This window comes from Pseudomonas sp. BN505, from assembly GCF_029873175.1.
Classification (GTDB): Bacteria; Pseudomonadota; Gammaproteobacteria; order Pseudomonadales; family Pseudomonadaceae; genus Aquipseudomonas; species Aquipseudomonas putida.
The window spans coordinates 380924-404009 of the sequence record NZ_SSOI01000067.1 but is presented as its reverse complement, the minus strand read 5'-3'; the positions used below and the strand labels follow the sequence as shown (position 1 = coordinate 404009).

The following is a 23086-nucleotide window of genomic DNA, read 5'->3' as shown; positions in this document are numbered from 1 at the left end:
CTGGCCTCTTCGCAGCACAAGGCTGCTCCTACACGCGGACGCAATACCTGTAGGAGCAGCCTTGTGCTGCGAAGAGGCCGGCACAGGCAGCCCACATCTCAAAGCAGTGCCAGCGCCCTCTGCTTCAACCCATCCAGATCAACCACCGGCACCCCCACCTCCTTGGCCCGCTCATCCCACTCCCGCATCCGCAAGCTCACCTCGAACAGCGGATCCCGCTCGAATGCATCCGCCTCAGCCTCGCTCATTACACCCCCCTGATACTCCAGGGTCCGCCGGCTCGCCTCGCTCAGGCGCTGGTAATACCCCGCTTGGCGCAACGTCAGGTAACGTTTGGCCTCCACGTGATACTCCACCAGTTGCGCCATGCGCTCGCCAAAGCCGCAACGGCGCAGATACTCGGCGCCGATGCGTTCATGGCTGACCACTCCGTAGCCGCCCATGCTGGCGTCGCCGCCACACAGGTGGCCGATGTCGTGGAAGAACGCCGCCAGCACCACCTCATCGTCGAAGCCTTCGGCCATGGCCAGTTGCGCGGCCTGTGACATGTGTTCGAGCTGGGTGATGGCTTCGCCGATGTAGTCGTCGCTGCCATGGCGCGCGTACAGGGCGAAGGTGCTGTCGACGATCTGTGCTGGGGTGGGCATCGGTAGCTGATCCTGGCTTGATGATGAGTTGGCTTCTTCGCAGCACAAGGCTGCTCCTACAGGTATCGCGCGCCCTGTAGGAGCAGCCTTGCGCTGCGAAGTGGCCGGTACAGGTTACTGCTGGGCCACCTTCTCCGACTTGCCATCGTAGCGCTTGCGCCACTCGGCCAGAATCTGGTCACGGTTCTTTGATGCCCACGCAAAGTCGTTCTTGATCAGGCGCTGTTCATAGTCCGCTGGCAGCTCGGTCTGTGGCTTGGCAATACCCGGCGCGGCCAGCACGGCGAAGTTTTCCTTGTACAGCTCCATCGCCGCCGGGCTGGCCGAGAAATCTGCCAGGCGCTTGGCCGCATCCGCCTTGGGCGAGCCTTTGATTACAGCAGTCGCCTCGATCTCCCAGCCCAGGCCTTCCTTCGGCAACACGATGTCCAGCGGCGCGCCCTGGCGCTTCAGTTGCACAGCCGGGTATTCGAACGAGATACCGATCGGGAACTCGCCCGCAGCTGCCAGCTTGCATGGCTTGGAGCCGGAGTGAACATACTGGCCGATGTTCTGGTGCAGTGCGTCCATGTAGGCCCAGCCTTGCGGCTCGCCAAAGGTCTGCAACCAGGCACTCACGTCAAGGAAGCCGGTACCCGACGAGGCTGGGTTCGGCATGACGATCTTGCCTTTGTATTCCGGCTTGGTCAGGTCCTGCCAGCTCACCGGCTTGCTCAGGCCCTGCTTCTCGGCCTCGATGGTATTGAAGCAGATGGTTGCGGCCCACACGTCCATGCCCACCCACGCCGGCGGGTTGGCAGCGTCCCGGTAGTTGCCGGAGATCTTGCCCAGGTCCTTCGGTGCATAGGCTTCCAGCATGCCGTTCTGGTCGAGGATGGCCAGGCTGGACGCTGCCAGGCCCCATATCGCGTCGGCTTGCGGGCGGTCTTTCTCGGCCAGCAGCTTGGCAGTGATGATGCCGGTGGAATCGCGTACCCACTTGATCTCGATGTCCGGGTTGGCCTTCTCGAAGGCCTGCTTGTAGCTCTTCAGCTGCTCGGCTTCCAGCGCGGTGTAGACCGTCAGCTGGGTACCCGCGGCCGAAGCCTGCAGGCTGAATACGGCAGAAACGGCAGCGGCAAGTGCAAGGTGCTTGTACATGAGTAGGTTCCTTACAGGTCAGACGGTCGCGGCGCGTTGGCGCCAGGCTTGGGAGCGGCGCAGCAGGCCGCGTGAGGCTGCGGCCAGCAGCAGTGAAGCGCTGGCACTGGTCAGCAGGATCAAGGTGGACATGGCAGCAGCACCGCCAACGTTGCCGGCATCGTCCATGTTCAGCACGGCAACGGCAGCCAGGATGGTGTCGGGGCTGTACAGGAAGATCGCCGCCGACACCGTGGTCATGGCCGAAACGAACAGGTAGCGGATGATGTCCAGCAGCGCCGGCAGGCAGATCGGCACGGTCACCCGCAGGAAGTGCTTGTACAGCGGCGTCTTCAACGACAGCGCAGCGGCCTCGAACTCGCCATCAAGCTGGCGCAGCGCGGTGGTTGCGGTCATCTGCGCGGTGGTCAGGTAATGGGCGATGGTGCACACCACCAACAGCCCCATGCTGCCGTACAGCACATGCAGCGGGTTGCCGTTCAGGTTGAAGAAGAAGACGTAGCCCAGGCCCAGCACCAGGCCCGGCACGGCCATGGGGATGAAGCTGAGCAGGCGCAGCGCCTGGTTGAGCAGGCGTTGGCCCTGGGTTTTCTCCATCAGGTAGGCACCGGTGAAAATCACGATGCTGCCGATCAGCGCGGTGCCGATGGCCATGGTCACGCTGTTCCGGTAGGCCAGCCAGCCGCCACCGGCGGTGTCTTCGAACATGTAGTGACGCAGCGACAACGACAGGTTGTATGGCCAGAAAGTGACCAGCGACGAATACACCGCCATGCCGATCACCAGAAGCAATGCCGCGCACACCAGCAGCACGAGGGCCAGGAAGCAGGCATCGCGGCCATGCGATGGCTTGGGTTCGAACACCTGGGCGCGGCCGCTCATGGCCTCGCCCTGGCGCCGGCGCAGCCAGGCGTCGACGCTGAAGCTGAACAAGGCCGGCAACAGCAGCACCATACCGATCAGCGCACCACGGCCGAACTGTTGCTGGCCGACCACCGCCTTGTAGGCCTCCAGCGCCAGCACCTGATAGTCGCCACCGACCACCACCGGCACACCGAAGTCGGTGATGGTCAGGGTGAACACCAGGCAGAACGCCGCAAACACCGCCTGGCGCGTGGCCGGCCAGGTGATGCTGGTGAACGCACGACCTGGGCCGGCGCCCATGCTGGAGGCGGCATCGAACAGCCGAGCATCGGCCAGCGACAGCGCCGATAGCAGGATCATCAGCGCATGCGGGAAGGTGTAGATGGCCTCCCCCAGCACGATGCCCCAGAAGCCGTAGATATTGTCGCTGAGCAACCCGCGCAGCAGCCCCTGGTTACCGAACAGGTAGACCAGGGCGATGGCCGGCAGCATTGACGGCGCCAGCAGCGGCAGCAGGGAAATCCCCCGCCACAGGCCCTTGGCCGGGATCAGCGTACGTTGCAGGGCATAGGCAAACAGGTAGGCCAACGGCACCACGATGGCCGCGACGGTGAAAGCCACCGACAGGCTGTTGCCCAGCAACCAGTGGAAGTTGTCGCTGGCGAACAGCTCCCGGGCTGCCAGCAAGCCGCCACCCTGGCCCGCGTCCGCGCTGAAGCCACGCCAGAAGATCGCCAGCAGCGGCATCAGCACGGCCAGCACCAACAGGATCAGCAGCAGGCTCTTGCCGCCGACGACGAACAACCGGTCGCCCAGGGCAACGCCAGCACGCGGCGCGGCTTTGGCCTGGCTCAGCGGCAGGGACATTGGCGCGGCCATCTCAGGCAAACACCTGCAGGCTCTGCGGTGGCAATGCCACCCAGATGTCCTGCGAACCCAGGCGCGGCATGGCCTCGGGGGCCACCTCGGCCAGCAGGGCATGGCCTGGTAGGGCCTTGAGTTCAAAACTCATGCGGCAGCGGTTACCGAGAAAGGTGATTTCGCGGACCATGGCCGGGAACAGGTTTTCTTCGTGTACCACCGGGTTGACCGTGATCGCCTCCGGGCGGCAGAACAGCCGGCCACTGCTGGCCTGGGCCGAACCCGGCGCCAGGCGCATGTTCATGCCGCCAACCTGGGCATGGCTGTCGCCGCTTCGCTGGAATGGCAGCCAGTTACCCTGGCCGACGAACTCGGCAACGAACGGCGTGGCCGGTTGGTCGTAGATTTCCTGCGGGGTGGCGTACTGCTCGACCTGGCCGTTGTTCATCACCGCAATGCGGTCGGCCATCAGCATGGCTTCGTCCTGGTTGTGGGTCACCATCAGGGTGGTGATGCCCAGCTGGCGTTGCAGCTGGCGCAGCTCGGTGCACAGGTGCTCGCGGACCCGGGCGTCCAGCGCCGACATCGGCTCGTCGAGCAGTAGCAGGGATGGCGACGGCGCCAGCGCACGGGCCAGGGCCACACGTTGCTGCTGGCCACCGGAAAGCTGGCCTGGGTATTTCTTCTCGCTGCCAGAAAGGCCTACCAGTTCGAGCATTTCAGCCACCCGCTGGCGGACCTGCTCGCGGCCACTGCCGGTCAGGCCGTAGGCGATGTTGGCTTCGACGGTAAGGTTGGGGAACAGCGCGTAGGACTGGAACAGGATGCCGTAGTCACGGGCCTGGGGCGGCAGCTCGGAGATATCGCGCTCGCCGATATACAGCGTGCCGCGGTCCTGGCGCTCCAGGCCGGCGATGCAGCGCAGCAGCGTGGTCTTGCCACAGCCGGACGGGCCGAGCAGGCACACCAGTTCGCCGGCGGCGATGTCCAGCGAGACATCGTTGAGTGCCGTGAAGGCACCGAAGCGCTTGTGGATGTTGCGCACTTTCATCTGTGCGCCGGGGGTGGTGTGGTTCATGGCAGGGCCTCATCGAAGAGATGGGGCCATGCTAGGAAGGCTGTGCGAAGGTTCTGTGGCTTTGAGGCAAAAGCCGGTGATAGTGGTATAGGCAGATTTTGTATTAGCCTGTGTTGGCCTCTTCGCGGGCTTGCCCGCTCCCACAGGATATCTACAAAACTCAGACCCTACGCAGTACCTGTGGGAGCGGGCAAGCCCGCGAAGAAGCCAACACAGGTCTAGAAATGCGAACCGGCCACTTCTTGCGCTACACCCATGAACGCGGCCGGCAACCTGGCCTGGCGCCGTTCCTTCAGGCAATACAGGTACTCATGCATCACCGGAGCATTCTCCAGCACGAGCACCCGCAGTTCGGGGTTGTGCGGCACCTCATGGCGGGCAATCACGCTGATGCCGATGTTGCGCAGCACCGCCTCGCGGATCGACTCGCGGCTGCCGATTTCCAGCAAGGCCCCGGCCGTCACCCCGGCCTCCTGCATCATCTGCTCGGTCAGCTTGCGCGTGGTTGAGCCCTTCTCCCGCATCAACAGGCAATGCCCGGCCACCACATCGATGGACACCGTCTGGCGGTGGGCCAATGGGTGGTTGCGGTGCACCGCCACCACCAGCGGATCGGTGCCCAGCACCCGTCGCACCAGCCGGGTGTCCTCCAGCAGCTGCGACGAAGCGGCGATATCCACCCGGTAGTCCTCGAGCATTTCCAGCACCTGCTGCGAGTTGCCGATCTCCACCGCTACATCCACCTGCGGCAAGCGCTCGCGGTAGATCTTCACCAGGTCGAGAATGTAGTAAGGCGCCGTGGCGGCGATGCGCAAACTGCCTTGGGCCTGGCCGCTGTTGCGCAGCTCGAACTCGATGTCGGCCTCCTGTTGCAACAGCGCCTTGACCATCGGCAGAAGTCGCACGCCCTCTTCGCTCAACACCAGGCGCCGCCCGCCACGGTAGAACAGCTCGACCGTGTAGTGGCTTTCCAGGTTGCGGATCTGCGTGGTCACCGTGGGCTGGCTGAGCCCGAGCTTCTTTGCCGCCAGGGTAATGCTGCCCAAGCGGGCCACCATGTAAAAGGCTTTAAGCTCCGAACTCAGCATGCACGTCCTCTATTTGCGCAAAAGGCGCAAGCCGTTGAACACCACCAGCAGGCTCACGCCCATGTCGGCGAACACTGCCATCCACAGGGTGGCCATGCCGGCAAAGGTAATCGCCAGGAATATCGCCTTGACGCCCAACGCCAGAACGATGTTCTGCATGAGGATCGCCGCACTTTGGCGCGACAGCCTGACGAAGGCCGGGATTTTCCGCAAGTCGTCGTCCATCAGTGCCACATCGGCGGTTTCAATGGCGGTGTCGGTGCCGGCAGCGGCCATGGCAAAACCGATCTCGGCACGGGCCAGGGCCGGGGCGTCGTTGATGCCGTCACCGACCATGCCCACCCGATGGCCCTGTGCGTACAAGGCTTCGATGGTTTTCAGTTTGTCGGCAGGCAGCAGGTTGCCCTCCGCGCGGTCGATACCCACCACGGCGGCGATGGCCTGCGCGGTATGCGGATTATCACCGGTCAGCATGACAGTCTTGATGCCCAGCTCATGCAGCTCGGCAATGGCCTGGCGGCTGCTGTCCTTGACCGTATCGGCCACTGCGAAAAGGGCTAGCGGGCCACTGCGGTCAAGCAGCAGGACCACGGTCTTGCCCTGGCGCTCCAGCGCATCCAGCTGGGCTTCCAGCTCGGGTGAGCACAGCCCCAGTTCTTCCACCAGGCGGTGGTTGCCCAGGTGGTAGACCTCGCCAGCGATGGTGCCACGCACGCCGCGCCCGGCCAGGGCAGCGAAGTCATCGACCTCGCTCAAGGCCAGCCCTTGCTCCTTGCCGAACTGGGCAATGGCGCGGGAAACCGGGTGATCCGAACGTTCGCCCAAGCTGGCAGCCAGGGCTTGCGCACGGCCTTCGAACCCCGGCTCCAGTACTTTGGCGTCGGTCTGTACCGGCTTGCCGTGGGTGATGGTGCCGGTCTTGTCCAGGGCCAGGTAATCCAGGTGGCGGCCGCCTTCCAGGTACACACCGCCCTTGATCAGGATGCCTTTGCGCGCAGCAGCGGCCAGCCCGCTGACGATGGTCACCGGGGTCGAGATGACCAGGGCGCACGGGCACGCGACCACCAGCAGCACCAGGGCGCGGTACACCCAGTCGAACCAGCTTGCGGCCATGAACAGCGGCGGGATCACCGCCACGGCCAGGGCGATGGCAAACACCACCGGGGTATAGATACGCGAAAACTGGTCGACGAAGCGCTGGGTAGGCGCCCGCGCGCCTTGTGCTTCCTCCACGGCCTTGATGATCCGCGCCAGGGTCGATTGGCCCGCGCCAGCGGTAACGCGAAACTCCAGCGCACCCGCCTGGTTGATGGTGCCGGCGAACAGTTTGTCGCCTACGGCCTTCTCCACAGGCAAGCTTTCGCCGGTGATCGGCGCCTGATCGACGCTGGATTGCCCACTGCTCACTTCGCCATCCAGGCCGATGCGCTCGCCGGGGCGCACCCGCACCAACGCGCCGATGGCCACTTCGCGCACATCCACTTCGCGCCATTGGCCATCTGCCTGCTGCACCGTGGCCATGTCCGGGGTCAGCTGCATCAGCCCGCTGATGGCATTGCGTGCGCGATCCAGCGAGCGGGCTTCGATCAGCTCGGCAACGGTAAACAGCACCATCACCATGGCCGCTTCCGGCCACTGGCCGATCAGCACAGCACCGGTCACGGCGATGCTCATCAGCGCATTGATGTTGAGGTTGCGGTTTTTCAGGGCAATCCAGCCCTTCTTATAGGTGCCCAGACCGCAACCAAGAATGGCTGCCAGCGCCAATGCCGCCACCAGCCATTCCGGCGCCAGCGCGGCAAAGTGCACGATTTCGGCGGCGATGGCGGCAACACCCGACAATGCCAGCGGCCACCAGCGGGTCTTGGCCGGTTGGGGCGCGGCGGCGATACCGTCGCCTTCGGCACCAAGCGGCTCGGCCTTCATGCCCAGGCTGTCGATGGCACGCTCGATGTCGCCAGTACCGTCCAGGGTGTGGCGTACGCCAAGTACGCGGTTGATCAGGTTGAATTCCAGCTGCTCGATACCGGCCAGCTTGCCCAGCTTGTCCTGGATCAGGGTCTGCTCGGTCGGGCAGTCCATGGCGTCGATGCGGAAGCGGCTGAGCTGTGCCTGGGCACTGGCCGTTTCAGTCAGCTGCACCAGCGCCGGCGCGGCTTTGGCCCCGCAGCAGCTGTGGCCGTGGGCGGCGTGCCCATGGTCGTCATCGCCATGGGCGTGATCGTGCGGATGCTTGTGTTCGTGGCTGACAGGCTGGTTCATGGGGTCGTCCTTAAAGTGAGCCTGTTGCCAAGTGAACACCCTGTAGCCACTATAGGGTCAAGCCACTTGCTGGAGATTTCGTGATGAAGATCGGAGAACTGGCCAAAGCCACCGACTGCGCGGTGGAAACCATCCGCTACTACGAGCGTGAACACCTGCTGCCCGAGCCTGCCCGTACAGAAGGCAACTACCGGCTGTATACCCAGGCCCACGTGGAACGGCTGACCTTCATCCGCAACTGCCGCACCCTGGACATGACCCTGGAAGAAATCCGCAGCCTGCTACGCCTGCGCGACAGCCCCGACGACTCGTGCGGCAGCGTCAATGCGCTGATCGACGAACATATCGAGCATGTGCAGGCGCGGATCGATGGCTTGGTGGCATTGCAAGAGCAGCTGGTGGAGCTGCGGCGGCGCTGCAACGCGCAGGGGAGCGAATGCGCGATCTTGCAGCAACTGGAGACGAACGGGGCGGTATCGGTGCCGGACACCGAGCATTCGCATGTGGGGCGCAGTCACGGGCATTGAGCCAAAAGCTTCGCGGGTGAACCCGCTCCCACAGGGACCGTACACGACTTAGGCCTGTGCAATACCCTGTGGGAGCGGGTTCACCCGCGAAGAGGCCAGTTCAAACAATGGAGATCTATCAGACCGCCATCGGCGCTGTCATCGGCGCATGGTGCTCATAGCCTTCCAGCCAGAAATCACTCGGCTCGATCTTCTCCAGCCAATCCGGCTCATACTTGCCCGTCTCGGCAAACGCCGGCACGCGGTCGCTGATCATCAGCTTCGGCGCTTCCAGCGGCTCGCGCTTGAGCTGCTCGTTCAGCATGTCCAGGTGGTTTTCATACACATGGGCATCGCCGATGAAGTAGGTGAACCAGCGTGGGGTGTAACCGGTCAGGCGGCCGAACAGCGACAGCAGCGCCGCGCCTTCGGTGAGGTTGAACGGTGTGCCCAGGCCCAGATCGTTGGAGCGGATGTAAAGGGTCAGGGAAATTTCCTTGGTCTCTACATTCGGGTGGAACTGGTACAGCAGGTGACACGGCGGCAGGGCCATCTCGTCCAGCTGCGCGCAGTTCCAGCCGTGGAACAGGATGCGGCGGCTGCCTGGGTCGTTGGCGATGGTGTCCAGGCACTGGCGCACCTGGTCGATGGCCTTGTACAGGACCACGAACGCCTGGCCGTCTTCTTCGTCCTGGGCAATACGGCGGAAGCCGGCCTTCTCGGCCATTTCGACAGCGGCCGGGTTGCTAAGCGGGATGCGCTTGTAGCCCGGCCACTGGCGCCATTGCACGCCATAGATCTCGCCCAGGTCGTCATGGCCCTGGCGGAACGGGTTGGCCAGCCACTGGGCGTTTTCGTTGGCGTTCTGGTCCCAGACCTTGCAGCCCAGCTCACGGAATTCACCGGCGTTTTTCACGCCCCGCAGGAAGCCGACCATCTCGCCGATCGCCGACTTGAACGCCAGCTTGCGCGTGGTGATGGCCGGGAAGCCCTTCTGCAGGTCGAAGCGCAGCATGGCGCCCGGCATGCTGATGGTACGGATGCCGGTGCGGTTGCCTTGCAACGTCCCGTTCTCGATGACTTCACGGACCAGATCTAGATACTGTTTCATGACTTTCCTGTAACAAGAACGGCAGGGGGATCGCCCCTGCCGTGAAAATCATACGGCTGGTTTTGCCGTAGGTTTGCGGTTGTAGGCCAACCAGATCAAGAAGATACCGCCGACGATCATCGGCAAGCAAAGCAACTGACCCATGGTCAACCAGCCGAAGGCAATGTAGCCAAGCTGGGCATCAGGCACCCGCACAAACTCCACGATAAAGCGGAAAATGCCGTAGAACAGCGCGAACATGCCGGAAACGGCCATGGTCGGGCGAGGTTTGCGCGAGTACAACCAGAGAATCACGAATAATGCCACACCTTCCAGGGCAAACTGGTACAGCTGCGACGGATGACGGGGCAACTGGGCAGGGTCGCTGAACGGCGGGAACACCATCGCCCACGGCACGTCGGTCGCCTTGCCCCACAGCTCGGCGTTGATAAAGTTGCCGATACGCCCGGCACCCAGGCCGATCGGCACCAGCGGGGCAACGAAGTCCATCAGCTCGAAGAACGACTTGTTGTTGCGCTTGCCGAACCACAAGGCCGCCAGCATCACGCCGATGAAGCCGCCGTGGAACGACATGCCGCCCTTCCACACCTCGAAGATCAGCGTCGGGTTGGCCAGGTAGGCATGCAGGTCGTAGAACAGCACGTAACCCAGGCGGCCACCGACGATCACCCCCATCGACAACCAGAACACCAGGTCGGAAAGCTTCTCGCGGCTCCAGGTGGGGTCAAAGCGGTTCAACCGGCGCGAAGCCAGCAGCCAGGCGCCGCCGATGCCGATCAGGTACATCAGCCCGTACCAATGGATTTTCAGCGGCCCGATGGCCAGGGCCACGGGGTCTATCTGCGGGTAAGGCAGCATGGAACTTCCTCTCGATTCAAATCAAAAAGCTGAGGCCGACACAGAACAGCAGCGCTGCGAACAGGCGTTTCAACAAACGGGGCGACAGCTTGTGCGCCAGACGCGCGCCAAAGCGGGCGAAAAACATGCTGGTCACGGCAATGCCGACCATCGCCGGCAGGTAGACGTAACCCAGGCTGTGGGCCGGCAGGTGCTCCTCGTGCCAACCCAGCAGCATGAAGCTCAGGGCACTGGCCACGGCAATCGGCAGGCCACAGGCCGAGGACGTGGCCACCGCCTGCTGCATGGGCAGGCTGCGCCAGGTCAGGAATGGCACAGTCAACGAACCACCGCCAATGCCGAAAATGGCCGAGGCCCAGCCAATTACCCCACCGGCCCCGATCAAGGCGGGTTTGCCCGGGATGCCGCGACTTGCCTTGGGTTTGAGGTCCAGGGCCATCTGCGCGGCGATAACCAGGGCGAACACGCCGATGATCTTCTGCAGCAGCGGGCCCTGGATCAGCGAGGCGGTCTTGGCACCGACACCGGCCCCCAGCAGGATGCCGAGGGTCATCCAGGCGAAGATCGGCCATTGCACCGCGCCCTTGCGGTGGTGCTCAAGCACGGCGTTGATCGACGTGAACACGATGGTTGCCAGCGATGTGCCGACCGCCAGGTGGGTCAGCACCGAGGCGTCGAAGCCCTGCAAGGTGAAGCTGAACACCAGCACCGGCACGATGATGATGCCACCGCCCACGCCGAACAGCCCGGCCAGCACACCGGCACAGGCGCCCAACAGCAGATAGAGCACGAATTCCATTCGGCTTCCCCGAAAAATCAATCCGGCATGGTAACGGAAGCCGGCCTCGGGGCTCTAGTGAACTCTGTGTCAGGATGGATCGGCCACGCCGCTGTGGGTACAGTGGCAGAAAACACAGAGGCCAAACCGATGTGCCTGATCGTATTTGCCTGGAGGCCGGGGCATGCCCTGCCGCTGATCGTCGCGGCCAACCGCGACGAGTTCTATGCCCGCCCCACTCAACCCTTGGCGGCCTGGGAAGATGCGCCCGGAGTACATGCCGGGCGCGACCTGGAGGCCGGTGGCACATGGCTGGGCGTGGGGCCGCAGGGGCGGTTTGCGGCGCTGACCAATATCCGCGACCCGGGCCAGGCACTGGGGCCGCGCTCGCGGGGTGAACTGGTGGCGGCGTACCTGCAGGGTGAGCTTGGGGTCGAGGCTTACCTGGACAAGGTGGCCAGCCGCAGCGGGCAGTATTCGGGCTTCAACCTGCTGGTGGGTGATGCGCGGCAGCTGGGTTATCTGCATGCCCGTGACGCTACGCCCTGCCTGCTGGACGCCGGGGTGTACGGGTTATCCAACGCCGGGCTGGATACCCCGTGGCCGAAGCTGGTGAAGGCACGTAGCGGGCTGGAGGGCCTGCTGGAAACGCCCGAACCGCGCCGGTTGCTGGATTTGCTGGCCGATAACGAGCCGGCAGCTGATGGTGACCTGCCCGAGACAGGCGTGGGGCTGGCGACCGAGAAACTGCTGTCGAGCGTATTCATCGCCAGCCAGAACTACGGGACCCGGGCGAGTACGGTGCTGATCGTGGATGATCAGGGACAAAGGCGGCTGATCGAGCGCAGTTTCGGGCCCTTTGGCGGGCATTTGGGGGAGGTTGAGTTAAAGGTTTGAGGGCCATGGGGCTGCTGCGCAGCCCATCGCGGCACAAGGCCGCTCCTACAGGGCTACGCGATCTCCTGTAGGAGCGGCCTTGCGCCGCGAAAGGGCCGCAAGCGGCTCCGAAAAATCAGAGGGTTTTGTTGGCCCCTGGGCCGATCATCCGCGCCAACCCGAGGTTTTTAAGGGCCAGCTGCAACGAGCTGTGGATAACTTGCGGGTTGTCATGGCTCAGGGCCTCGGCCAGCAGTTCCTTGGCCTTGCTCATGTTCACCTGGCGCAGCATCCACTTCACCTTCGGCAGGTTGGTGGCGTTCATCGACAAGCTGTCGAAGCCCATGGCCATCAGCAGGATCGCCGCCGCCGGGTCACCGGCCATCTCACCGCAGATGCTCACTGGCTTGCCTTCACCATGGGCATCGCGCACCACCGTGCTCAAGGCTTGCAGCACCGCCGGGTGCAGGTAGTCGTACAGGTCGGCAACCCGCGGGTTGTTGCGGTCCACCGCCAGCAGGTACTGGGTCAGGTCGTTGGAGCCGACCGACAGGAAATCCACCTGCCGCGCCAGTTCCTTGGTCTGGTACACCGCCGCAGGTATTTCCACCATCACGCCCACCGGCGGCATCGGCACATCGGTGCCTTCGTCACGCACCTCGCCCCAGGCGCGGTGGATCAGGTGCAGCGCTTCTTCCAGCTCGTGGATGCCGGAAATCATCGGCAGCAGGATGCGCAAGTTGCTCAGGCCCTCGCTGGCCTTGAGCATGGCGCGAGTCTGCACCAGGAAGATTTCCGGGTGGTCGAGGGTGACGCGGATGCCGCGCCAGCCCAAGAAGGGGTTTTCTTCCTTGATCGGGAAGTACGAAAGCGCCTTGTCACCGCCGATATCGAGGGTACGCATGGTTACCGGAAGCGGGTGGAAGGCCGCCAACTGCTCACGGTAGATGGCCAGCTGCTCTTTCTCGCTGGGGAAGCGCTGGTTGATCATGAACGGCACTTCGGTGCGGTACAGGCCTACCCCTTCGGCGCCGCGCTGCTGGGCACGGGCCACGTCGGCCAGCAAGCCGGTGTTGACCCACAGCGGCATGCGGTGGCCGTCGGGGGTGACGCATGGCAGTTCGCGCAGGGCGTCCAGGCCCTGGGCCAGCTGGCGCTCTTCCTCGACCACTTCGCTGTACTGCTTGCGCAGCACTTCGCTGGGGTTGGTGAACACCTCGCCCTTGTAGCCGTCGACAATCAGTTCGATACCGTCGACCTTGGAGTACGGCAGGTCGACCAGGCCCATCACCGTGGGGATGCCCATGGCGCGAGCAAGGATGGCGACGTGGGAGTTGCCCGAACCCAGTACCGAGACCAGGCCCACCAGCTTGCCTTCCGGCACTTCGCCGAGCATGGCCGGTGTCAGCTCTTCACTGACCAGAATGGTGTTGTCGGCATACACCAGCGACTGCGAGCGGGCTTCCTGCAGGTAGGCCAGCAGGCGCCGGCCAAGGTCCTTGACGTCGGAGGCGCGCTCGCGCAGGTAGTCATCGTCCATCAGCTCGAAGCGGCTGACGTGCTCGCCAACCACCTGGCGCAGGGCGCCCTGCGCCCACTGGCCGGTCTTGATGACTTCGGTCACCTCGCCGCCCAGGGCTGCATCTTCGAGCATCATCAGGTACACATCGAACAACGCGCGCTCTTCAGGGCGCAGCTGGGTGGCCAGCTTGGCCGACAGCTTGCGCATGTCGTCGCGCACGCCTTCAAGGGCGTTCTGGAACAGCTTGAGTTCGGCGTCGATGTCATCGACGGCCTTGTCCGGCACCACTTCCAGGTCGGCCGGCGGCAGCATCACCACCGCACGCCCCACGGCAGCGCCAGGCGAACCAGGGACACCGACGAAGCGGGCCTCCTGGATACCCTTGCCCTGGCGGCCAAGGCCACGGATCGAGCCAGTGGCTTCGGCGTGAGCAATTACCCCGGCAAGCTGGGCGCTCATGGTGACCAGGAAGGCTTCTTCGCCCTCGTCGAACTGGCGGCGCTCCTTTTGCTGAATGACCAACACCCCGACCACGCGGCGGTGGTGAATGATCGGTGCACCCAGGAAGGAGGCGAATTTTTCTTCACCGGTTTCGGCAAAGTAGCGGTAACGCGGGTGGTCGGCGGCGTTTTCCAGGTTCAGCGGCTCTTCCCGGGTACCGACCAGGCCAACCAGGCCTTCGTTGGGGGCCATGCTGACCTTGCCGATGGAGCGCTTGTTCAGGCCTTCGGAAGCCATCAGCACGAAGCGGTTGGTTTCCGGGTCGAGCAGGTAGACCGAGCAGACCTGGCTGCCCATGGCCTCCTTGACGCGCAAGACAATGATCCCCAACGCCGACTTGAGATCTTTGGCGGAGTTTACTTCCTGGACGATCTTGCGCAGCGTATTGAGCATGGCTCGGGGTCGAACTCCGTCGTCAGTCGCGCGTCAGCAGACGCGGTGCTAGCTCTTTCAGGGCGCGTCGGTACACCTCGCGCTTGAATGTCACAACCTGGCCCAGCGGATACCAATAGCTCACCCAGCGCCAGCCGTCGAATTCCGGCTTGCCGGTCAGGTCCATCCGCACCCGCTGTTCATTGCTGACCAGCCGTAGCAGGAACCACTTCTGCTTCTGGCCGATGCACAGCGGCTGGCTGTGGGTACGTACCAGTCGCTGGGGTAAACGATAACGCAACCAACCGCGGGTGCAGGCAAGAATTTCCACATCATCGCGTTCAAGGCCAACTTCTTCGTTCAGCTCGCGGTACAGGGCATCTTCCGGCGTCTCGTCAGGGTTGATACCCCCCTGGGGAAACTGCCAGGCATCCTGGTTGATCCGGCGAGCCCATAGCACCTGCCCGGCATCATTCGTGAGAATGATCCCGACATTGGGGCGAAAACCATCCGGGTCGATCACGGCAGCAACCTCGCAAACGCATGTCACCGCATTGTTCCACAAAGCTTGCGAGCGCAGCAACGCGCCCGCCAAGCTTATGTGCAGCCGGGTGAAAACTCCGTATTCTGCGGGCCTACCTGTAGCTGATGCGAGTGACCGCAATGCGCCTGGCTTTATTCGACCTGGACAATACCCTCCTCGGTGGCGACAGCGACCATGCCTGGGGTGATTACCTTTGCGAGCGCGGCATTCTCGACCCGGTCGCCTACAAGCAACGCAACGATGGCTTCTACCAGGACTACCTCAACGGCACCCTGGACCTGCAGGCCTACCTGGCCTTTTCCATGGAGATCCTGGCGGCAACGCCTGTGGCCCAGCTCGACGAATGGCACCGCGACTTCATGCGCGACTGCATCGAGCCGATCATCCTGCCCAAGGCCCTGGCCTTGCTGCAGCAGCACCGCGAGGCGGGCGACCAGTTGGTGATCATCACCGCCACCAACCGTTTCGTGACCGCCCCGATTGCCCGGCGCCTCGGGGTTCGGGTACTGCTGGCAACCGAATGCGAGATGCACGACGGCCGCTGTACCGGCCGCAGTACCGATATACCGTGTTTCCGTGAAGGCAAGGTGACACGGCTGGAACGCTGGATGCTGGAAAACGGCTTCGACCTGGAAGACAGCTACTTCTATAGCGACTCGATGAACGACCTGCCGCTGCTGGAACGGGTGACGCATGCGGTGGCGGTGGACCCGGACCCGAACCTGCGGGCCGAGGCCGAGAAGCGCGGGTGGCCGGTGGTTTCGCTGCGAGATTGAGGTTTTCCTGGGCCGGCCCTTTCGCGGGTGAACCCGCTCCCACAGGTACTGCGCTGCCCTCAGGCCTTGTGCAGTCCCTGTGGGAGCGGGTTTACCCGCGAAGAGGCCGGTACGGGCAACCCAGGACTGTCAGACTGGCTTGGCGCCCATCAGCCCGGCAATGGACAGGAAGCAGACCCCGCTGAACACCGCCAACGCCAGGGTAAACCGCAGCCCCACCGCTTCAGCCTTGCGCAGCCGGTTCAGCCGCACCAGCAGCCACCACACGGCAAAGGCGCCGACGGTATAGATGACGCTGGACGCCAGCACCCAGGTCTGCCCCAGCGGCCAGCCCACCAGGTGCACCAGCCACCAGCCGGTGAACGGCATGCTCACCAGGCACAGGCCCATCACCAGCCAGACAAACACCAACGGCCGGCGCAACAGCTTGGCGTAGGCCTCGGCATCGCCTTTGCGGCGAGCGCGCACCGTCCACACCGCCAGGCCCAGGGCGCCCAGTAGCAGCAGGGCGGTGGCGATGATGTGCAGGGTCTTGAGGGTGGTCAGGTGTTCCATGTCTTCACATCCTTGAGCGATAAGCCAAGCTTAGCCGCTCAGCCCAGGAACAGCTTGTACGCCGGGTTTTCGGTTTCGTCCCAGTAGGGGTAGCCGATCTTGGCCAACGCGGCTGGCACCAGGTGACGCTCGTCCTCCGGCACCTGCAAGCCCGCCACCACGCGCCCGTCAGCCGCGCCATGGTTGCGGTAATGGAACATCGAGATGTTCCAGCGCCCGCCCAGCTTATTGAGGAAGTTGAACAACGCCCCTGGCCGCTCGGGGAATTCGAAGCGCAACACCATTTCATCGCTGGCACCGGCCGAATGGCCGCCAACCATGTGACGAATGTGCAGCTTGGCCAGCTCGTTGTCGGTCAGGTCGGTAACCGGGAAGCCCTGCTCGGTCAGATGCTGCACCAGCGCCGCACGTGGGTCGTTTTCCGGGTGGGTCTGCACGCCAACGAAGATGTGCGCCTCGTCGGAGGTGTGCTTGCGGTAGTTGAATTCGGTGATCTGCCGCTTGCCGATAGCCTCGCAGAAGGCCTTGAAGCTGCCTGGGCGTTCCGGGATGGTCACGGCGATGATCGCTTCGCGCTTCTCACCCAGCTCGGCACGCTCGGCCACATGGCGCAGGCGGTCGAAGTTGACGTTGGCGCCGGAGTCGATCGCCACCAGGGTTTGCCCGGTCACGCCGTACAGCTCGACGTACTTCTTGATGCCCGCAACGCCCAAGGCGCCGGCAGGTTCGGTGATCGAGCGGGTATCGTCATAGATATCCTTGATAGCTGCACAGATTTCGTCGGTACTGACCGTCACCACTTCATCCACATGGTGGCGGCAGATATCGAAAGTGTGCTGGCCGATCTGTGCCACCGCCACGCCGTCGGCGAACAACCCGACCTGTGGCAGCACCACGCGCTCACCGGCCGCCATGGCCGCCTGCAGGCAGTTGGAGTCGTCGGGCTCGACACCAATCACCTTGATTTCCGGGCGCAGGTACTTCACATAGGCGGCAATGCCGGCTATCAGGCCACCACCGCCCACGGGCACGAAGATCGCGTCCAGCTGGCCAGGGTGCTGGCGCAGGATTTCCATGGCCACGGTGCCCTGCCCGGCAATGGTGTGCGGGTCGTCATAAGGGTGGACATAAACAAAGCCCTTCTCGTCGACCAGTTTCAACGAATAAGCCAGCGCTTCTGGGAACGAGTCGCCATGCAGCACGACCTTGCCACCGCGCGAGCGCACGCCTTCGATCTTGATCTCCGGGGTGGTCTTGGGCATCACGATAGTGGCCTTGATGCCCATCTCGCGCGCAGCCAGGGCCAGGCCCTGGGCGTGGTTGCCGGCCGAGGCGGTGACCACGCCACGGGCCAGCTCTTCCGGGGTCAGCTGGGCCAGTTTGTTGTACGCCCCTCGAATCTTGAACGAGAACACCGGCTGCAGGTCTTCACGCTTGAGCAAAATCTGGTTGCCCAGGCGCTTGCTCAGCTGCCCGGCGCTCTGCAGCGGGGTTTCGACGGCAACGTCATAGACGCGCGAGGTGAGGATCTTCTTGACGTACTGTTCGAGCATCGGGAAAGCATCACTGGGCCGCGGGACGAGGGCTGCGAGTCTACCCCAGCGCTACGTCGGGCGACCACAGCAAAGCCGCCCAAGCCGTTATACTAGGCAACTTTGAAAACCGCCCTGCCCCTTTTCGGAGCCCGCATGACCCAGGACCAACTCAAACAGGCCGTCGCCCAGGCCGCTGTCGACTTCATTCTGCCCAAGCTGGATGAAAAGAGCGTCGTCGGCGTCGGTACCGGTTCGACTGCCAACTTCTTCATCGACGCCCTGGCTCAGCACAAGACTGCCTTCGACGGCGCAGTCGCCAGCTCCGAAGCCACCGCCCAGCGTCTGAAGGGCCATGGCATCCCGGTCTACGAGCTGAACAGTGTCAGCGAGCTGGAATTCTACGTGGACGGCGCCGACGAGAGCGACGCGCACCTGAACCTGATCAAGGGCGGCGGTGCGGCCCTGACCCGCGAGAAGATCGTCGCTGCTGTGGCCAAGACCTTCATCTGCATCGCCGACGGCAGCAAACTGGTGCCAGTACTGGGCGCTTTCCCGCTGCCGGTCGAAGTGATCCCGATGGCGCGCAGCCATGTGGCCCGTCAGCTGGTCAAGCTGGGCGGCGATCCGGTGTACCGCGAAGGCGTGGTCACCGACAACGGCAATGTAATCCTCGATGTGCACAACCTGCAGATCACCAACCCGGTGGAACTGGAAGCGCAGATCAACGCCATCGTCGGCGTGGTGACCAACGGCCTGTTCGCGGCGCGGCCGGCGGACTTGCTGCTGCTGGGTACCGCTGAAGGTGTGAAGAGCCTGAAGGCCGAGTAATCTTCGGTGAAGGCTTTGCCCTCGTTTCGCAGCACAAGGCTGCTCCTACAGGGGTACGCGATTACCTGTAGAAGCAGCCTTGTGCTGCGAATGGGCTGCAAAGCAGCCCCACCTGCTCACTCCGCCGCCTGCTTGAACACATAGAACAGGTTAGGCTCACTGACCAGATAGATGGTCCCCGTCTCGTCCATCGCAATCCCCTCCGCCTGCGGCACTGTTGCCCGCAACCCCTGGAAGCCCTTGCGCAACGACAAGGTGCTCAGCGGCCGACCTTCAACATCCAGCTCCAGCACCAGGCGCGACTCGTCCGACAGCGCCAGCAAATGCCCACTGCGCTCATCGAACTGCAAACTCGACAGGTCCCGCACAAACAGCCGTGAATCACGCTTGCGGTCCTGCACCACATGCACGGCGTAGGGCTTTTCCGGGTTGTCATGCGGGAAGCCATGCACCTCATAGATCAGCATCGGGTCACGCTCCTTCGCCACGAACAGGCGCTTGCCCGCCGAATCGTAGGCCAGGCCCTCGAAGCCCTTGTTGCCGTTCAGGCCAATGCCCAAGCTGAGCTGTTCGGCATCAGCGGCATCGAGGAACATCGTGTCGTCTTCCAGCCGTACACGAATCAGCCGTTGTTGACGCTCGTCGGTGATCACGTAGCTGTTAGGCCCTACGTATTCCACGGCCTCCGGGTCGCCGAATCCCGTCAGCGGCACCCGCCGCAGGATGCGGCCGTCCAGCGACAACTCGATCAGTTCCGAGCGGGCGTTGGTGACGGTGAACAGGGTCTTGCGGTCAGGGTCGTAGGTCAGCGCGGAGATATCGTCATCCAGCCCTTCGACCGGCTGCGCCTCCACCACCACCCGGTAGCGGTCCAGGCCGATGCTCTGCCCGGCGGGCTGCCACCAGGTCTTCAGGTTGAACCAGCCACGCTCGAACAGGCGAAACTCCTGCCCGGCCCAGCCGAGCAGGAGCAGACCGATAACGGCCAGGGCAAGAAACAGGCGAACAAGAAGACGCATGGGGCAGACTCGACGTGGGGGTGGCGAATCTAACCATGTACAACTGAAATAAAGCTTAATGCCAGCATCAGAAACGTCGGATGTTGGGGTCAGTTCTTTCTGAAGCGATAAAACAGGGCCGGCTCGCTGACCATGTACAGGTTGCCCTTGTCGTCCATGGCTACACCTTCAGCGCGCGGAATGGTGTCTTCAAGCCCGTTGAAGCCGCCCAGCAAGGTCATGAAGCTGACTTGCTGGCCCTGCTCGTCCAGCTCCAGCAGCATGTTGGAGTCGGCCGAGAGCACCAGCAGGTGGCCCGTACGCGGGTCGACACCCAGTGCAGACAGGTTGCGCAGGTCGAGCTCTTCGCTAGGCAACGGCTGCTTCTGGCCCTTGAGAGGGCTGCGGCCATCGGTGTTCCAGGTGTACAACTTGGGCGGGCGCTCCTCGCCGATGACCAGGCGCTGACGCAGCGGGTCCCAGGCGATGGCCTCGAAGCCCTTGTTGCTCTTCACTGACGGGCCCAGGTCGTGGCTCTGGAAATCGGCGTGGTTCAACGCCGAGGTCTGCGCATCCACCTTGACCACGGTCAGGTCATGCAGGCGCTCGTCGGTGATGGCCAGGTAGCCATCCTCCAGCACGGCGACGCCTTCCGGGTTGTTCCAGCCGTTGAGCGGGATCTTGCGCAGTACATCGCCCTCCAGGCTCAGCTCGACCAGTATCGGGTTCTTGCCCATGACCGCGAACAGAGTGCGGGTATGCGGGTTGAAGGCCAGGTCCGAGGCTTCGTCATCGTCCATACCCGGTAGCGGCTTGGCATCGATATCGACCTGATAGTCCGGCAGCCACACGCTTTCGCTGCGCTCGGCGGTGCTTTCAAAGCTTTCCTTCAGCCACAGCGCGCCGCGGTCATCCCAGTGCATGGCCACCGCGACGCCATAACCAATCACCGCCGCCACGGCCAGGCCGAAGGGCCAGCGCAGGTAGAAGCGACGCTTGGGAGTTGCAGGGGCGCTGGAGGGTGATGGCATGCGGGTGTCCTGGGGAATGGGCGTAGGTCCGCGCATTATCCGGATAGGGTGTGAAAAAAGGGTAAACAGGGCCGGCCTCTTCGCGGGTAAACCCGCTCCCACAGGTTCAGCACAGTATTCAAGGCCTGTGCAGTACCTGTGGGAGCGGGCGAGCCTGCGAAGAGGGCGACGCGGTTTCGGGTTAAAGCACCCGGCTTTCGAAGCGGCTCACGCCCGGCAGCTCCAGCACCAGTTCGTCACCGACATTGAACGGCCCCACACCTGCCGGGGTGCCGGTGAGGATCACATCCCCGGCCTGCAGCGAGAAATGCGCCGCCATGTACTGGATCATCGGCACGATCGGGTTCAGCATCATCGCGCTGTTGCCGTCCTGGCGCACTTCGCCGTTGACGGTGAGGCGCACCGGGATGTCGGCCACGTCCTCGAAGCTGGCAGCGGAGACGAACGGCGGCAGCACGCAAGCGCCATCAAAACACTTGGCCAGTTCCCACGGCAGGCCCTTCTCTTTCAGCTTGGCCTGCACGTCGCGCAGGGTCAGGTCCAGGGCCGGGGAATAACCGGAAATGGCGTCCAGCACCTCTTCCTCGCTCGGATGGGTCGACAGCGGCTTGCCCAGCAGCACGGCAATTTCGGCCTCGTAGTGCACCGCACCACGCTCGGCCGGGATCTTGAAGCCGCCCTCGGCAGGCACCACGCAGCTGCCCGGCTTGATGAACAGCAGCGGCTCGGTGGGGATCGGGTTGTCCAGTTCCTTGGCATGCTCGGCATAGTTACGGCCAATACACACCACCTTGCCCAGCGGGAAGTGAATGCGCGTGCCGTCTACGTACTGGTGCTGGTAACTCATGGCCGACTCCTCTGGATACTGCTTTTTATTCAGGTGAAAAGATCTTACCCGGATTCATGATGCCGTTAGGGTCGAAGACGGCCTTTATTGCCTTCATGCAGGCAATTTCTTCCGGCGAGCGGCTGTAGCCTAAATAGTCGCGCTTGGTCATGCCTACACCGTGCTCGGCCGAGATCGAGCCGTTGTAGCGCTTGACGATATCGAACACCCACTTGTTGACCTTGGTGCACGAGGCAAAGAAGTCGTCCTTGCTCATGTGTTCGGGCTTGAGGATGTTCAGGTGCAGGTTGCCATCACCGATGTGGCCGTACCACACGACTTCGTAATCCGGGTAGTGCTGCGCGACGATGGCGTCGATATCACGCAGGAACGCGGGCACTTTCGACACGGTGACGGAAATGTCGTTCTTGTAGGGCGTCCAGTGCGAGATGGTTTCCGACAGGTACTCGCGCAGCTTCCACAGGTTTTTAAGCTGGGTGTCGCTCTGGCTCATCACCCCGTCCAGCACCCAGCCCTGCTCCACGCAATGCTCGAAGGTGGCCAACGCTTCGTTGGCGACTTCATCAGTGCTGGCTTCGAACTCCAGCAGTGCATAGAACGGGCAGTCGGTCGCGAACGGGGCGGGTACATCGCCGCGCGCGAGGATCTTGGCCAGGCCCTTGTCGGAGAAGAACTCGAAGGCTGTAAGGTCCAGCTTGCCCTGGAAGGCGTGCAGCACCGGCATGATCGAGTCGAAGTCCGGTGTGCCAAGCACCATGGCAGTGAGGTTGCGCGGGGCGCGGTCCAGGCGCATGGTGGCCTCGACCACGAAGCCCAGCGTGCCTTCGGCGCCAATGAACAGCTGGCGCAGGTCATAGCCGGTGGCGTTCTTGATCAGGTCTTTGTTCAGTTCCAGCAACTCGCCCTTGCCGGTGACCACTTTCAGCCCGGCCACCCAGTTGCGGGTCATGCCGTAGCGAATCACCTTGATTCCGCCCGCGTTGGTGCCGATGTTGCCGCCAATCTGGCTGGAGCCGCTGGAAGCGAAGTCCACCGGGTAATACAGGCCCTGCTCTTCGGCGTAGGTTTGCAGCTGCCGGGTGATTACCCCGGGCTGGCAGACCACGGTGCGGTCGAAGGCATTGAAGCCGAGAATCTGGTTCATGTAGTCGAAGGAAACGACAACCTCGCCGTTGGCCGCCACTGCGCCGGCAGAAAGCCCGGTGCGCCCACCCGATGGCACCAGGGCCACCTTGTGCGCATTGGCCCAGCGCACAATGGCCTGCACCTGTTCTACTGTCTTGGGGAAGACGATGGCGCTGGGCGCCGGGGGGTAATGCTTGGTCCAGTCCTTGCCATACGCTTCGAGGGAAGCCGCGTCGGTCAGGACCTTGCCAGGGTCGACAAGGGTCATCAGTTCTTCAATAACAGCGGGGTGGGTCATCGCTGGAACTCTCGACTTATTCATAGTCACCCTGAGCACTCTTCACCTGTCGGGATAAGCTCAGATTGTGTCGCGTATGCTAGCA

At 63.4% G+C, this 23086-nt stretch carries 21 protein-coding genes; 4 read left to right on the top strand and 17 right to left on the bottom strand.

Annotated features, from left to right (window positions below; translation table 11 throughout):
• Positions 1–98: 98 nt before the first annotated feature.
• From E8E78_RS24340 to E8E78_RS24315, 6 genes are all read right to left on the bottom strand, one after another.
• The gene (locus E8E78_RS24340; protein ID WP_049276504.1) at positions 99–647 is read right to left on the bottom strand and encodes a phosphonate degradation HD-domain oxygenase; all 549 of its coding nucleotides are present in this window, start codon (positions 645–647) and stop codon (positions 99–101) included.
• A 114-nt stretch (positions 648–761) separates the two neighbouring features.
• Complete coding sequence (locus tag E8E78_RS24335; protein WP_049276503.1) at positions 762–1787, bottom strand: putative 2-aminoethylphosphonate ABC transporter substrate-binding protein; 1026 nt, start codon at positions 1785–1787, stop codon at positions 762–764.
• A gap of 18 nt (positions 1788–1805) precedes the next feature.
• The gene (locus E8E78_RS24330) at positions 1806–3530 is read right to left on the bottom strand and encodes a putative 2-aminoethylphosphonate ABC transporter permease subunit (RefSeq protein WP_280314862.1); all 1725 of its coding nucleotides are present in this window, start codon (positions 3528–3530) and stop codon (positions 1806–1808) included.
• 1 nt (position 3531) lies between these two features.
• Positions 3532–4590 (bottom strand): putative 2-aminoethylphosphonate ABC transporter ATP-binding protein, encoded by a 1059-nt coding sequence (locus tag E8E78_RS24325; RefSeq protein WP_156858340.1) that lies wholly within the window; start codon positions 4588–4590, stop codon positions 3532–3534.
• Between the two features lie 218 nt (positions 4591–4808).
• Positions 4809–5678 carry a LysR family transcriptional regulator gene (locus E8E78_RS24320; protein ID WP_059394490.1) on the bottom strand — a complete coding sequence of 290 codons (870 nt, stop codon included), beginning with the start codon at positions 5676–5678 and terminating at the stop codon, positions 4809–4811.
• A 9-nt stretch (positions 5679–5687) separates the two neighbouring features.
• Entirely contained in the window at positions 5688–7940 is a 2253-nt protein-coding gene (locus E8E78_RS24315; RefSeq protein WP_059394491.1) for a heavy metal translocating P-type ATPase, read from the bottom strand.
• 83 nt (positions 7941–8023) lie between these two features.
• Here E8E78_RS24315 and cadR point away from each other — a divergent pair, with 83 nt between their 5' ends.
• Positions 8024–8467, top strand: coding sequence for a cadmium resistance transcriptional regulator CadR (cadR, locus tag E8E78_RS24310; RefSeq protein WP_049276498.1), 444 nt, complete (start codon positions 8024–8026; stop codon positions 8465–8467).
• A gap of 118 nt (positions 8468–8585) precedes the next feature.
• Here cadR and E8E78_RS24305 read toward each other — a convergent pair whose 3' ends face one another.
• Genes E8E78_RS24305 through E8E78_RS24295 form a run of 3 tightly spaced genes read right to left on the bottom strand, consistent with a single transcriptional unit; the run spans position 8586 to position 11214 of the window.
• Positions 8586–9557 (bottom strand): thymidylate synthase, encoded by a 972-nt coding sequence (locus E8E78_RS24305; RefSeq protein ID WP_059394492.1) that lies wholly within the window; start codon positions 9555–9557, stop codon positions 8586–8588.
• A 48-nt stretch (positions 9558–9605) separates the two neighbouring features.
• The gene (lgt, locus tag E8E78_RS24300) at positions 9606–10415 is read right to left on the bottom strand and encodes a prolipoprotein diacylglyceryl transferase (protein ID WP_016502103.1); all 810 of its coding nucleotides are present in this window, start codon (positions 10413–10415) and stop codon (positions 9606–9608) included.
• Positions 10416–10431: 16 nt separating this feature from the next.
• On the bottom strand, positions 10432–11214 hold the full coding sequence (locus E8E78_RS24295) for a sulfite exporter TauE/SafE family protein (RefSeq protein ID WP_016502104.1): 783 nt from the start codon (positions 11212–11214) through the stop codon (positions 10432–10434).
• Between the two features lie 129 nt (positions 11215–11343).
• Here E8E78_RS24295 and E8E78_RS24290 point away from each other — a divergent pair, with 129 nt between their 5' ends.
• Complete coding sequence (locus E8E78_RS24290) at positions 11344–12090, top strand: NRDE family protein (RefSeq protein WP_280314874.1); 747 nt, start codon at positions 11344–11346, stop codon at positions 12088–12090.
• Between the two features lie 115 nt (positions 12091–12205).
• Here the strand turns inward: E8E78_RS24290 and ptsP are convergent, their stop codons facing one another.
• Together ptsP and E8E78_RS24280 are read right to left on the bottom strand one after the other, a co-directional pair.
• Entirely contained in the window at positions 12206–14485 is a 2280-nt protein-coding gene (gene ptsP / locus E8E78_RS24285; RefSeq protein WP_049276495.1) for a phosphoenolpyruvate--protein phosphotransferase, read from the bottom strand.
• Between the two features lie 22 nt (positions 14486–14507).
• Entirely contained in the window at positions 14508–14987 is a 480-nt protein-coding gene (locus E8E78_RS24280; RefSeq protein WP_003249017.1) for an RNA pyrophosphohydrolase, read from the bottom strand.
• Positions 14988–15127: 140 nt separating this feature from the next.
• Here E8E78_RS24280 and E8E78_RS24275 point away from each other — a divergent pair, with 140 nt between their 5' ends.
• Positions 15128–15784: an HAD family hydrolase gene (locus E8E78_RS24275; RefSeq protein WP_084966671.1), complete on the top strand. Its 657-nt coding sequence runs from the start codon at positions 15128–15130 to the stop codon at positions 15782–15784.
• 129 nt (positions 15785–15913) lie between these two features.
• On the opposite strand, the gene E8E78_RS24270 is transcribed toward E8E78_RS24275, so the two are convergent.
• Together E8E78_RS24270 and ilvA are read right to left on the bottom strand one after the other, a co-directional pair.
• Entirely contained in the window at positions 15914–16339 is a 426-nt protein-coding gene (locus E8E78_RS24270; RefSeq protein WP_059394494.1) for a DUF2269 domain-containing protein, read from the bottom strand.
• A 38-nt stretch (positions 16340–16377) separates the two neighbouring features.
• On the bottom strand, positions 16378–17892 hold the full coding sequence (gene ilvA / locus E8E78_RS24265) for a threonine ammonia-lyase, biosynthetic (protein WP_016502109.1): 1515 nt from the start codon (positions 17890–17892) through the stop codon (positions 16378–16380).
• A gap of 135 nt (positions 17893–18027) precedes the next feature.
• Here ilvA and rpiA point away from each other — a divergent pair, with 135 nt between their 5' ends.
• Positions 18028–18702: a ribose-5-phosphate isomerase RpiA gene (gene rpiA, locus E8E78_RS24260; protein ID WP_016502110.1), complete on the top strand. Its 675-nt coding sequence runs from the start codon at positions 18028–18030 to the stop codon at positions 18700–18702.
• Between the two features lie 116 nt (positions 18703–18818).
• Here rpiA and E8E78_RS24255 read toward each other — a convergent pair whose 3' ends face one another.
• The 4 genes from E8E78_RS24255 to E8E78_RS24240 form a co-directional block, all read right to left on the bottom strand.
• Positions 18819–19721 carry an SdiA-regulated domain-containing protein gene (locus E8E78_RS24255; RefSeq protein ID WP_049275966.1) on the bottom strand — a complete coding sequence of 301 codons (903 nt, stop codon included), beginning with the start codon at positions 19719–19721 and terminating at the stop codon, positions 18819–18821.
• Positions 19722–19810: 89 nt separating this feature from the next.
• On the bottom strand, positions 19811–20731 hold the full coding sequence (locus tag E8E78_RS24250; protein ID WP_049275965.1) for an SdiA-regulated domain-containing protein: 921 nt from the start codon (positions 20729–20731) through the stop codon (positions 19811–19813).
• 181 nt (positions 20732–20912) lie between these two features.
• Entirely contained in the window at positions 20913–21578 is a 666-nt protein-coding gene (locus E8E78_RS24245; RefSeq protein ID WP_197863381.1) for a fumarylacetoacetate hydrolase family protein, read from the bottom strand.
• Positions 21579–21603: 25 nt separating this feature from the next.
• Positions 21604–23001 carry an FAD-binding oxidoreductase gene (locus E8E78_RS24240; protein ID WP_280314885.1) on the bottom strand — a complete coding sequence of 466 codons (1398 nt, stop codon included), beginning with the start codon at positions 22999–23001 and terminating at the stop codon, positions 21604–21606.
• Positions 23002–23086: the final 85 nt, after the last annotated feature.

Bases quoted from the DNA above. Each gene is read 5' to 3' on its own strand.
- ptsP (WP_049276495.1), bottom strand. From the start codon at position 14,485: ATGCTCAATACGCTGCGCAAGATCGTCCAGGAAGTAAACTCCGCCAAA.
- E8E78_RS24295 (WP_016502104.1), bottom strand. From the start codon at position 11,214: ATGGAATTCGTGCTCTATCTGCTGTTGGGCGCCTGTGCCGGTGTGCTG.
- rpiA (WP_016502110.1), top strand. From the start codon at position 18,028: ATGACCCAGGACCAACTCAAACAGGCCGTCGCCCAGGCCGCTGTCGAC.
- E8E78_RS24335 (WP_049276503.1), bottom strand. From the start codon at position 1,787: ATGTACAAGCACCTTGCACTTGCCGCTGCCGTTTCTGCCGTATTCAGC.
- E8E78_RS24270 (WP_059394494.1), bottom strand. From the start codon at position 16,339: ATGGAACACCTGACCACCCTCAAGACCCTGCACATCATCGCCACCGCC.
- E8E78_RS24325 (WP_156858340.1), bottom strand. From the start codon at position 4,590: ATGAACCACACCACCCCCGGCGCACAGATGAAAGTGCGCAACATCCAC.
- E8E78_RS24240 (WP_280314885.1), bottom strand. From the start codon at position 23,001: ATGACCCACCCCGCTGTTATTGAAGAACTGATGACCCTTGTCGACCCT.
- E8E78_RS24305 (WP_059394492.1), bottom strand. From the start codon at position 9,557: ATGAAACAGTATCTAGATCTGGTCCGTGAAGTCATCGAGAACGGGACG.
- E8E78_RS24290 (WP_280314874.1), top strand. From the start codon at position 11,344: ATGTGCCTGATCGTATTTGCCTGGAGGCCGGGGCATGCCCTGCCGCTG.
- E8E78_RS24315 (WP_059394491.1), bottom strand. From the start codon at position 7,940: ATGAACCAGCCTGTCAGCCACGAACACAAGCATCCGCACGATCACGCC.
- lgt (WP_016502103.1), bottom strand. From the start codon at position 10,415: ATGCTGCCTTACCCGCAGATAGACCCCGTGGCCCTGGCCATCGGGCCG.
- E8E78_RS24275 (WP_084966671.1), top strand. From the start codon at position 15,128: ATGCGCCTGGCTTTATTCGACCTGGACAATACCCTCCTCGGTGGCGAC.
- ilvA (WP_016502109.1), bottom strand. From the start codon at position 17,892: ATGCTCGAACAGTACGTCAAGAAGATCCTCACCTCGCGCGTCTATGAC.
- E8E78_RS24340 (WP_049276504.1), bottom strand. From the start codon at position 647: ATGCCCACCCCAGCACAGATCGTCGACAGCACCTTCGCCCTGTACGCG.
- E8E78_RS24245 (WP_197863381.1), bottom strand. From the start codon at position 21,578: ATGAGTTACCAGCACCAGTACGTAGACGGCACGCGCATTCACTTCCCG.
- E8E78_RS24320 (WP_059394490.1), bottom strand. From the start codon at position 5,678: ATGCTGAGTTCGGAGCTTAAAGCCTTTTACATGGTGGCCCGCTTGGGC.
- cadR (WP_049276498.1), top strand. From the start codon at position 8,024: ATGAAGATCGGAGAACTGGCCAAAGCCACCGACTGCGCGGTGGAAACC.
- E8E78_RS24255 (WP_049275966.1), bottom strand. From the start codon at position 19,721: ATGCGTCTTCTTGTTCGCCTGTTTCTTGCCCTGGCCGTTATCGGTCTG.
- E8E78_RS24330 (WP_280314862.1), bottom strand. From the start codon at position 3,530: ATGGCCGCGCCAATGTCCCTGCCGCTGAGCCAGGCCAAAGCCGCGCCG.
- E8E78_RS24250 (WP_049275965.1), bottom strand. From the start codon at position 20,731: ATGCCATCACCCTCCAGCGCCCCTGCAACTCCCAAGCGTCGCTTCTAC.